Raw genomic sequence first — 9,525 nt, 5'->3', positions numbered from 1 at the left:
CTCTAGAAAGCGATTTACACTATCATGCGAGATATTATAAGTCTCGGCAAGTTGTGTGCAGCTAATAGAGTTCGGTTCTGTCATGAGAAAGCCCATATAAATGGGTAGAGTACAAGTTGCTGTAGAAGCATGTTTAATTCGTCTGATCACAGATACTTTATAAAGTATTTTAGTACTTTTTTGAATCCGTCAATGCGTAAGTCCTATTTTATTATGAATAGAACTCATAATTTAAGATTATAAAAAATCATTTCATGCATATTTAGATTTTTTGTAGGCTATTGAAATCAAGGGAATAGAATTAGGTACGGAGCGACCAATGAGAACCTATATAAATAGCTTATCGGTTCTATAAGATTTCAACAGAGTTTCTGAACTGTTATGAAAAAATTAATTTTCAAAAAAAAGATATTACAACGCTAAAGAGTAGAACAATGAAACAGCTCGATTTTTCTATTATTGATCCGCACATACACCAATGGGCTCCTTACCATACTCCGCATTCAGCTACTTTATTGGTTAAGACATTGGGGAAATATCCATTGCTTATGGATAAGATTCTTCGCATAGTAAAACCAAAAGCGTTGTTGGACACTCTAGGGCATACGCAACATGTATTAAGCTCTTATTTACCGATACATTATCATCAAGATTTAGATGAGATACAGGTTAAAAGCGTTGTTCATGTCGAAGCCGATTGGCATCATCATAAAGGGTTTGGCGTTGTTGAAGAAACGAGATGGCTAAGCCAGTTAGATTTTTCAAAATATGATTTAAAGCTTGCTGCAATTGTTGCTACGGCAGATCCAAGTCACCGCAAATTCGTCGATATTTTAAAAGCTCATCGAGATGCAAGTCCTTTGTTTAGAGGAATTCGAAAGATGTCTTCTTGGCATGAAGATGACGGCATCTATCGCTGGTCTAAAACACCTCATTTATATCAGTCTAAAAAATTCTTAAAGGGATTTGAGCAACTCGCCAAAATGAATCTGTCTTTTGATGCTTGGGGCTATTCAACTCAATTAAATGAGATCACTGCCTTGGCCAAGCAGTTTCCAGAAACAAGGATCGTGGTAGATCATCTTGCAACACCTGTTAGTTTGTTTGGTGCAGTAGGGAAGAAGACAGGGAAAACGCTGCGCAACGTGATGCAATATTTCAGCAATGGCAAAACGACCTAAGTGCTTTAGCGAAGCAGCAGAATGTGCATGCAAAAATATCAGGGCTTATGATGCCAGTATTGGGACACACATTTTACAAAGAAAATCGGACGGCGACTGTAGATGAAATTATTCAATTATTAACCCCATTGATACAGCATGCGATTCGTGTTTTTGGTACAGATCGAATCATGTTCGCTTCAAACTATCCAATGGATAAACCTAATGCGCGTTTAACCGACTTAATACAGGCTTATATCAAAATGATTGAGCCTTATGGTTCTGAAGCTTTGCAAGCGATTTTTAGACAAAACGCAATCCATTTTTATCAATTAGACATCAACTAAACAAAGAGCTATGCTATGAAAAATTTTAATCAAAAAGTTGCCGCGATTACAGGTGCGGGTTCTGGAATCGGCCAACAACTCGCTATCTTATTGGCACAACAAGGTGCACATTTAGCCCTAAGTGATGTCAACGAGCAAGGCTTAGCTGAAACATTGGAACTTGTTAAATCCTATCCAGTTAAAGTCACGCTTAGCACCTTAAATGTGGTTGATCGCACTGCTGTAGAGGAATGGGCTGCGAATACCGCCCAAGAACATGGAAAAATTAACCTCATTTTTAATAATGCAGGCGTGGCATTGGCAAGCACGGTTGAAGGAATGAGTTATGAGGAAATGGAATGGGTATTTGATATTAATTTTTGGGGTGTTGTACATGGTACCAAAGCATTTTTACCCTATTTAAAACAAAGTGGTGAAGGGCATATTATCAATATTTCCAGTCTATTTGGCTTAACAGCACAACCTACGCAAAGTGCATACAATGCGACTAAATTTGCAGTACGTGGTTTTACCGAATCACTTCGTCAAGAGCTTGACTTACAAGCCAACGGTGTAAGTGCAACTTGTGTCCATCCAGGGGGGATTCGCACCAACATTGCGAATAGCGCACGCATGAGTGATAGTATTCGTGCCTTAGGATTGAATCCTGCAAAAGCCAGTAAAGCTTTTAACAAGGTACTTAAAACCCCACCTGAAGAAGCTGCAAAAGTAATTTTAAATGCGGTTAAAAAAGATCAGCGCCGAGTTTTAATTGGCAATGATGCCAAAATTTTAGATCTAATTCAGCGTGTAGCACCATCACATTATGCGCAAGCATTGAATTTGTTCACCAAAAAGAAAAAGTAAGATTTGAGTTCATCCTCTATTTGATTCACAAAGCTCTAAAGTAAAATGTAATTTAGGGCTTTGTGAATCAATAGTTTATGCTAAATATTGAATGTTAAATTCTCTATAAAACATTCCCAAAGCCAATATACCCATCATGACAGACAGCGTTGTTAATAAAATGGTTTGTACTTTTATATCACTGAGTACTTTCTTTAGATTCAACAAAAAAAAGACATAAAGACCACCAATGATGGCAAGCGTGAAGATGGTAATAGACACTAAAAACCAGCTTTGCTTTTGCAATGACTGCGCGCCGAAGATAGCAGGTACAATCGCAAGATAAAATGAAATGGTTTTAGGATTACTCAAAGTAATTAACAGCCCATCTTTATAGGAAAAAAGCGTGTTTTTGAGATTTTCAGGTGCTTCATTTTCCAAAAGATTACCTTTAAAAAACCAAAACTTATAAGCTAAGTAAAGCAGATACGAACTTGATAGTAGTATCAAATAAAAAACCAAATGTGGACTGAAATGATGAAGAGAAGAAAAAAGAAAAATTGAAATCAATAAAAAAGTGATATCTCCCGTGATGAGACCACATAGCATCATCAGTCCATTTTTATATCCCTGTACTAAAGTCTTAAACATAAGACCAGTCATGCCTGGTCCAGGGAGGATTGCGGCTAATCCTAAAGTTAAAACATAGGTCATTGTCTGTGTGAGATGTTCCATGTCAATTAAAACCCAATGAAATCGGATCTCTATTTTTTAATAAATACATAGGTAAATTTGATCTATATGTTCTAGCAAATATAAAAAATAGGATATAAATAACCCTATATTTAAATTTAATAGAAATTTTATGCCTAAATTAAAAATTGATAAAACTGATGCAAGAATTTTAGAGTTGTTGCAAAAAGACTCAAGAACCACAAATGCTGACTTATCAGAACAGTTAGGTCTTTCAACCTCGCCCTGTTGGCGAAGAGTCAAACATTTAGAAGACACCAAAGTCATCAAAGGATACGGCGTTTTACTTGATCGCAAAAAACTTGGCTTAGGTGTGATGGTGTTTGTCCGTGTATCGATTGATAGTCATAGTGAAAGAGAGGCAAAGAAATTTGAGGAAGAAGTCACTGCTTTAGATTATGTCGTTGCATGTTATAGCATTGGAGGCGATGCAGACTTTTTGTTGCAAGTCGTATCACCAGATCTCGATACCTATGCTGAATTTTCAATGACGACCATTCGAAGATTGCCCGGAATCAAAGAAATGCAAAGTATGTTTGTGCTGAAGGAAATAAAGCCCTTTTTATGTTTTCCAGTAAAGCCTCAGAAATAAACACTAGTGCACTGATTTTGATTGATCACAGTGCATAAAAATAAAAATGCCTTGTTTTGAGTCAAAAAAGTATGACGAAATCAAAAAAACGTATTACTAAACTGGCATGCCATTTGCTTTATTAGTTCCATCATAAAGTGATCTAGGGTTCCGATAGCCAACGGATAAAAGTTGACTATGACTGAGACCGAGAGTTCACGGTTCGCAAGAACTACACGGAGGGATAAAAGCCCGGGAGGTTGGACTTAAACCTTATAAGAGGTCATGCGAATGGGCGAATATCATAATAATCAGAGTCTTTGGACTGAAAAACTACCAGGTGGCCATCATTGGTCTGGACGAGTTCAGAAAGGGAGCGTTCTTCAGTTTAAAGCTCTGGCTTCAAACGCCAATGTTTCACTGTTTTGTGTGAATGCTGAAGATAAACTCGAACGTTACAACATGCCAGACACCTTAAAAGGACAACATACTGCATTTTTAACGACGGGCAATGTTTTATATTCAGATTTAGGGCGTGTCATGGCATCTATAGTTAAAGATGACCATGGTTGGAATGATACTTTCTGTGGGGCGAGTCGTCCTGAGCAAATCAGCAAACAATTTGGTCAACGTCGTTTTCAAGATGCACGAAATGAAATGTACCAAAACGGTGTCGATGGCTTATTGGTAGAGATGGCGAAATTTTCACTGTCACAAACTGATTTAAGTGCAACCGTAAACCTTTTCTCAAAAGTGAGTCCCAATGATCAAGGTGCTCTAAGCTATACCCAATCAGACAATACCAGCCAAATCATTGAATTACGTTTTGAAATGGATTGTCTGGTTTTCCTTTCTGCTGCTCCACATGGTTTAGATAACAGATCGCTCTATCAACCAAGCGATATTCAATTGTCTTTGTATAAAGCCAACTCTTTAGCCGACCATGATATTTGTCGTGATGCCTGTTCACAAAATCAACGTGCTTTTCAAAACAACGCACGTTACTACGCATTGAGTTCAGCATATTAAGCTATAGGAGAAGCATCATGACGGTTTTACATACTTTTGAAAAAGCTACATTAAGTGAAGTTTGTCCTGCGGGTGAAGCATGGATGTGCGAAGTCAAAAAAGGTCAATACTTTCGGATTATCGATTTAGAGGGCAACCAAGCTGTTGATACGTTGTTTATCTCAGCAGAAAATCCTGAAGAGCGTTATAGCGCTACAGATACGCTTGCCATGAATCAATATATCTATTTAGAAAAAGGCACACCTTTATACAGTAACTTTGGACGGTTAATTGCAGTCATTCATGATGATAACTGTGGTCGTCATGATACGTTAGGTGGCGCATGTTCTTGCGAAAGTAATACTGTGCGCTATGCACATGAAACTTATCCTATGCATAGTTGCCGTAACAACTTCATGTATGCCTTAGCTAAACATCCCATCGCGAAAAAGCACAATTTGAATGTGCGTCACATTGGTCCAAATATCAATTTCTTTATGAATGTTCCTGTTACATCTGATGGACATTTGAAATTTGATGATGGTATTTCTGCACCGGGTAAATTTGTCGAGATTAAAGCAGAAATGGATTTAATCGTACTGATCTCTAATTGCCCGCAACTGAATAATCCATGTAATGCCTATAACCCGACACCGATCCAATTAGTGATTCGTGATGGAGAGGAGGCTTAGTCTATGTTTAATAAAGTTTTAATTGCCAATCGTGGGGCGATTGCATGTCGTGTTATTCGAACACTAAAAAAATTAGGTGTCCAATCCATTGCTGTCTACTCTGAGGCAGACCGAGATTCATTGCATGTGACTTTAGCAGATGAAGCGATTTATATCGGTGATGCACCCGCGAGTCAGAGTTACCTCAATGTTGATAAAATTTTAGAAGTCGCCAAACAAACAGGTGCGAATGCCATTCATCCGGGTTACGGTTTTCTATCTGAAAATGCTGATTTTTGTGATTTGTGTGAATCACAAGGAATTGCATTTATCGGCCCAAACTCAGCTCAAATGCGTGCATTTGGCTTGAAACATACCGCTAGAGAGCTTGCAATCGAAGCAAATGTGCCACTATTGCCGGGTAGCCAACTTTTGGCTGATGAAGCAGAGGCATTGGTTGAAGCAGAGCGCATTGGTTATCCTGTGATGCTAAAAAGTACCGCAGGCGGTGGTGGTATCGGCATGCGCTTGGTATGGAATGCTGATGAACTAAAAGATGCTTTCGCAACAGTTTCTTATCTTGCGCAGGCAAACTTTAAAGATGCAGGACTGTATTTAGAAAAATTTGTACAGAATGCTCGCCATATCGAGGTGCAAATATTTGGTGATGGTCAAGGACAAGTTTTAGCGTTAGGTGAGCGAGATTGTTCTGTTCAACGTCGCAATCAAAAAGTTATTGAGGAAACCCCAGCACCACATTTAAATGATCAACAACGTTCATATATTCAGACTGTTGCAATTCAACTCATGCAATCCGTGAATTATCGTTCAGCGGGTACTGTTGAATTTGTGATGGATACGGACACGCAAGACTTTTACTTTTTGGAAGTAAATACCCGCCTACAAGTTGAACATGGTGTCACAGAACAAGTATACAGCGTGGATTTGGTAGAATGGATGGTCACACTTGCGAGTGGCGACTGGACAGCACCAACACAATCTTTGAAATCAGTAGGGCATTCGATACAAGTTCGTTTGTATGCAGAAGACCCGATCAAAAACTTCCAACCGAGTGCAGGTTTACTGACCTTTGTTGAATTTGATGATCAAGCACGTAATGAAACATGGGTAGAAACTGGCTCGACTGTTTCCTCATTTTACGATCCTATGATTGCTAAAATTATCGTCACGGCAAATGATCGCGATGCGGCTATTCAAGCAATGAATCATAGCTTAGCCAAAACTCAGGTGGCAGGTATCGAAACCAATCTTGAATATTTACAGAATATTATTGATTGTGAAGTGTTTAAAGCAGGTACTCAAACCACTCGTTTCCTCAATACTTTTGAGTGGAAAACTCAAAAAATCGAAGTATTGCAAGCTGGCATTCAAACTTCCATACAAGATGTTACTGGGCGTTTAGGTTACTGGGATGTGGGTGTACCACCGTCTGGAGCGATTGACCCTTTATCTTTAAACGTGGCAAACCAACTACTTGGCAATGCATCCAATAGTGCAGGTTTAGAATGTACATTGCATGGACCTACTTTAAAGTTTCACTGTGATAGCCAAATCGTGCTTGCAGGTGGTGACATGCCGTCAACCTTAGATGGTGTGCACATTCCAATGTGGCAAACGGTGAATGTCAAGAAAGGGCAAATCCTTAAATGCGGTAAAATCATCACAGGATGTAGAACTTATATTGGCATCAAAGGTGGTTTGAATGTTCCTGAATACTTGGGTTCACAAGCGACTTTTACCTTAGGTCAATTTGGTGGTCACGCAGGACGTAATTTGCTAATTGGTGATATGTTGCCAATCACTTCTTTTAGTTCAGACCAACAAACAAGTTTAAATGCAGAACTAGTCCCGACATTCTCAAACAGTTGGGAAATTGCAGTGATGTATGGTCCGCATGGTGCGCCTGATTTTTTCACCAAACAAGATATTGATGCCTTCTTTGAACATTCCTTCGAAGTACATTTCAATTCAAGCCGTACAGGAATTCGATTGATCGGACCAAAGCCAGAATGGGCGCGTGAAGATGGTGGTGAAGCAGGTTTACATCCTTCCAATATTCATGACAATGCCTACGCTATTGGAGCAATCGACTTTACTGGAGACATGCCAATCATTTTAGGTCCTGATGGTCCGAGTCTTGGTGGTTTTGTTTGCCCAGCGGTCGTTGTTCATTCTGAACTTTGGAAATTAGGTCAATTAAAAGCAGGAGACAAAGTCAAATTTGTTCCTATTCGATATGAACAAGCAGCCGAATTAAATCAAACCTATCATCATATGCTTAGTACTGAGCATCTTAATGATGTGCAATTTGGTCAAAGCTTTTATGCTGAGTTTGATAGCTTAAATGATGCTGTATTAGATCGTTTAGATGGTCAAGATCATACTCCAAATGTAGTGTATCGCCCCGCTGGTAATAACTACATGTTGGTTGAGTATGGTGAATTGGTTTTAGACCTGAATTTGAGATTCCGCATACATGCATTAATGCAGTGGGTTAAAGATCAAAACATCATAGGTATCATTGATCTAACACCGGGAATACGTTCACTTCAAATTCATTATGACTCACTCAAACTGGATCAACAGAATTTATTGAACCTACTCAAACAAGCAGAAACAGAATTGCCTGATGTGACTGAAATGCAAGTTCCTTCACGTACTGTCTATTTACCTTTGGCTTGGGAAGATTCACAAACGCAGTTGGCAACTGATCGTTATATGCAAACGGTGCGTCCTGATGCACCGTGGTGTCCAGACAATATCGAATTTATCCGTCGCATTAATGGTCTAAAAGATAAGCAAGCCGTAAAAGACGTGGTATATAACGCAAATTATTTGGTGATGGGCTTAGGTGATGTATATCTAGGTGCACCAGTTGCAACACCGCTTGATCCACGTCAACGACTCGTAACGACTAAATATAATCCTGCACGAACTTGGACACCTGAAAATGCTGTTGGAATCGGCGGTGCTTATATGTGTGTCTATGGAATGGAAGGACCGGGTGGCTATCAATTTGTGGGTAGAACGACTCAAATGTGGTCTCGCTATCGTAGAAATGCAGACTTTGAGCAAGGTAAACCGTGGTTATTGCGCTTCTTTGATCAGATTAAATTCTATGAAGTTTCTGAAACAGAACTCATGCAGATGCGTGAGGATTTTAAGGCAGGACGACTCAAACTCAGAATTGAGGAAGGTGTTTTAAACCTCAAAGAATATAATCAATTCTTATCAGACAATGCTGAAACCATTTCAAGTTTTAAAGCAACTCAACAAGCTAACTTTGATGCTGAACGTCGTCGTTGGCATGAGGCAGGTCTTGCAGAATATGTCTCAGAGAGTTTGGATGCTGTTGATGAGGGTGAAACCGTCATCATTCCTGATGGTGGTTGTGCAGTTGAATCACATATGCCGGGTTCGATTTGGAAAATTGAATGTCAATCTGGCGATATTGTCGAGGAAGGAGCAACGCTAGCAGTCATTGAAGCCATGAAAATTGAAATCCCGATTGTTGCGCCCGAACGCATGAAAGTTGAAAGCATTACGATCGAAAAAGGACAAACTGTTAAAACAGGGCAGGTGTTATTTACACTAGCGCCAGTGGCTTAATGAGATTGAAATAAAAAAGACCGCTTAAGCGGTCTTTTTAAATTTAAGAATTACATTTTTGAATGTGTTTATATTCGACGGCTTTTTTTCTTAAATGCTCTTGTTCCACACAAAATAAGAGTTGACCCAACCTGAGTAAAATATAGCCACACTTTGATGCATTCAGCGTAACTAAATGGTGCGAGTTGATACATTTTTTAGGCATTTTTAAGATTGGGAAATCAGCTTCATACTTGCTTTCAATACTTATGTAGCTTATTTATCTTACGTTTTGATCGAATGCAAACTATCTAATATTTTGGCATGCTTTCTGCTTTTATTTATATACAGCATAAATAGAGGAGAGCAACCAACTTGATCACTAAATCACAAACATCGGTTCATTCCAACATGTATAAAAAGAATAACCAGAACATGAGTAATAACAACGGAATAAACTGATGCCATACAGTACTTTAAACAAGCCCCACCTCAGCGTAGTGGGGCTTTTTTTATTATTTAATTTAACTTTATTCAACAAATCTCAATCACTAAAAATTGGCACATATCCTGCATTCTAA

The 9,525-nt window shown here is 38.8% G+C and carries 6 protein-coding genes, 1 pseudogene and 1 riboswitch; of the genes and pseudogenes, 6 read left to right on the top strand and 1 reads right to left on the bottom strand.

Features of this window, described 5'->3' with window-relative positions:
* Positions 1–434: 434 nt before the first annotated feature.
* Both F948_RS06935 and F948_RS06930 read left to right on the top strand, forming a co-directional pair.
* A pseudogene (locus tag F948_RS06935) lies at positions 435–1,507 on the top strand (amidohydrolase family protein).
* A 15-nt stretch (positions 1,508–1,522) separates the two neighbouring features.
* Positions 1,523–2,353, top strand: coding sequence for an SDR family NAD(P)-dependent oxidoreductase (locus F948_RS06930; RefSeq protein WP_004961928.1), 831 nt, complete (start codon positions 1,523–1,525; stop codon positions 2,351–2,353).
* 75 nt (positions 2,354–2,428) lie between these two features.
* On the opposite strand, the gene F948_RS06925 is transcribed toward F948_RS06930, so the two are convergent.
* The gene (locus F948_RS06925; protein WP_004961925.1) at positions 2,429–3,067 is read right to left on the bottom strand and encodes a LysE family translocator; all 639 of its coding nucleotides are present in this window, start codon (positions 3,065–3,067) and stop codon (positions 2,429–2,431) included.
* A 130-nt stretch (positions 3,068–3,197) separates the two neighbouring features.
* Here F948_RS06925 and F948_RS06920 point away from each other — a divergent pair, with 130 nt between their 5' ends.
* From F948_RS06920 to uca, 4 genes are all read left to right on the top strand, one after another.
* Positions 3,198–3,677, top strand: coding sequence for an Lrp/AsnC family transcriptional regulator (locus F948_RS06920; RefSeq protein WP_004961922.1), 480 nt, complete (start codon positions 3,198–3,200; stop codon positions 3,675–3,677).
* Between the two features lie 131 nt (positions 3,678–3,808).
* Positions 3,809–3,917, top strand: a riboswitch (guanidine-I (ykkC/yxkD leader).
* A gap of 24 nt (positions 3,918–3,941) precedes the next feature.
* On the top strand, positions 3,942–4,685 hold the full coding sequence (locus F948_RS06915) for an urea amidolyase associated protein UAAP1 (RefSeq protein WP_026057410.1): 744 nt from the start codon (positions 3,942–3,944) through the stop codon (positions 4,683–4,685).
* A gap of 17 nt (positions 4,686–4,702) precedes the next feature.
* Positions 4,703–5,356 (top strand): urea amidolyase associated protein UAAP2, encoded by a 654-nt coding sequence (locus F948_RS06910; protein WP_004961917.1) that lies wholly within the window; start codon positions 4,703–4,705, stop codon positions 5,354–5,356.
* A 3-nt stretch (positions 5,357–5,359) separates the two neighbouring features.
* Entirely contained in the window at positions 5,360–8,965 is a 3,606-nt protein-coding gene (gene uca / locus F948_RS06905) for an urea carboxylase (RefSeq protein WP_004961915.1), read from the top strand.
* Positions 8,966–9,525 lie beyond the last annotated feature (560 nt).

The sequence above is a fragment of the Acinetobacter junii CIP 64.5 genome, from assembly GCF_000368765.1.
Taxonomy (GTDB): Bacteria; Pseudomonadota; Gammaproteobacteria; order Pseudomonadales; family Moraxellaceae; genus Acinetobacter; species Acinetobacter junii.
This window is presented reverse-complemented; position numbering and strand designations above follow the sequence as displayed.

Bases quoted from the DNA above. Each gene is read 5' to 3' on its own strand.
- F948_RS06930 (WP_004961928.1), top strand. From the start codon at position 1,523: ATGAAAAATTTTAATCAAAAAGTTGCCGCGATTACAGGTGCGGGTTCT.
- F948_RS06925 (WP_004961925.1), bottom strand. From the start codon at position 3,067: ATGGAACATCTCACACAGACAATGACCTATGTTTTAACTTTAGGATTA.
- F948_RS06920 (WP_004961922.1), top strand. From the start codon at position 3,198: ATGCCTAAATTAAAAATTGATAAAACTGATGCAAGAATTTTAGAGTTG.
- F948_RS06915 (WP_026057410.1), top strand. From the start codon at position 3,942: ATGCGAATGGGCGAATATCATAATAATCAGAGTCTTTGGACTGAAAAA.
- F948_RS06910 (WP_004961917.1), top strand. From the start codon at position 4,703: ATGACGGTTTTACATACTTTTGAAAAAGCTACATTAAGTGAAGTTTGT.
- uca (WP_004961915.1), top strand. From the start codon at position 5,360: ATGTTTAATAAAGTTTTAATTGCCAATCGTGGGGCGATTGCATGTCGT.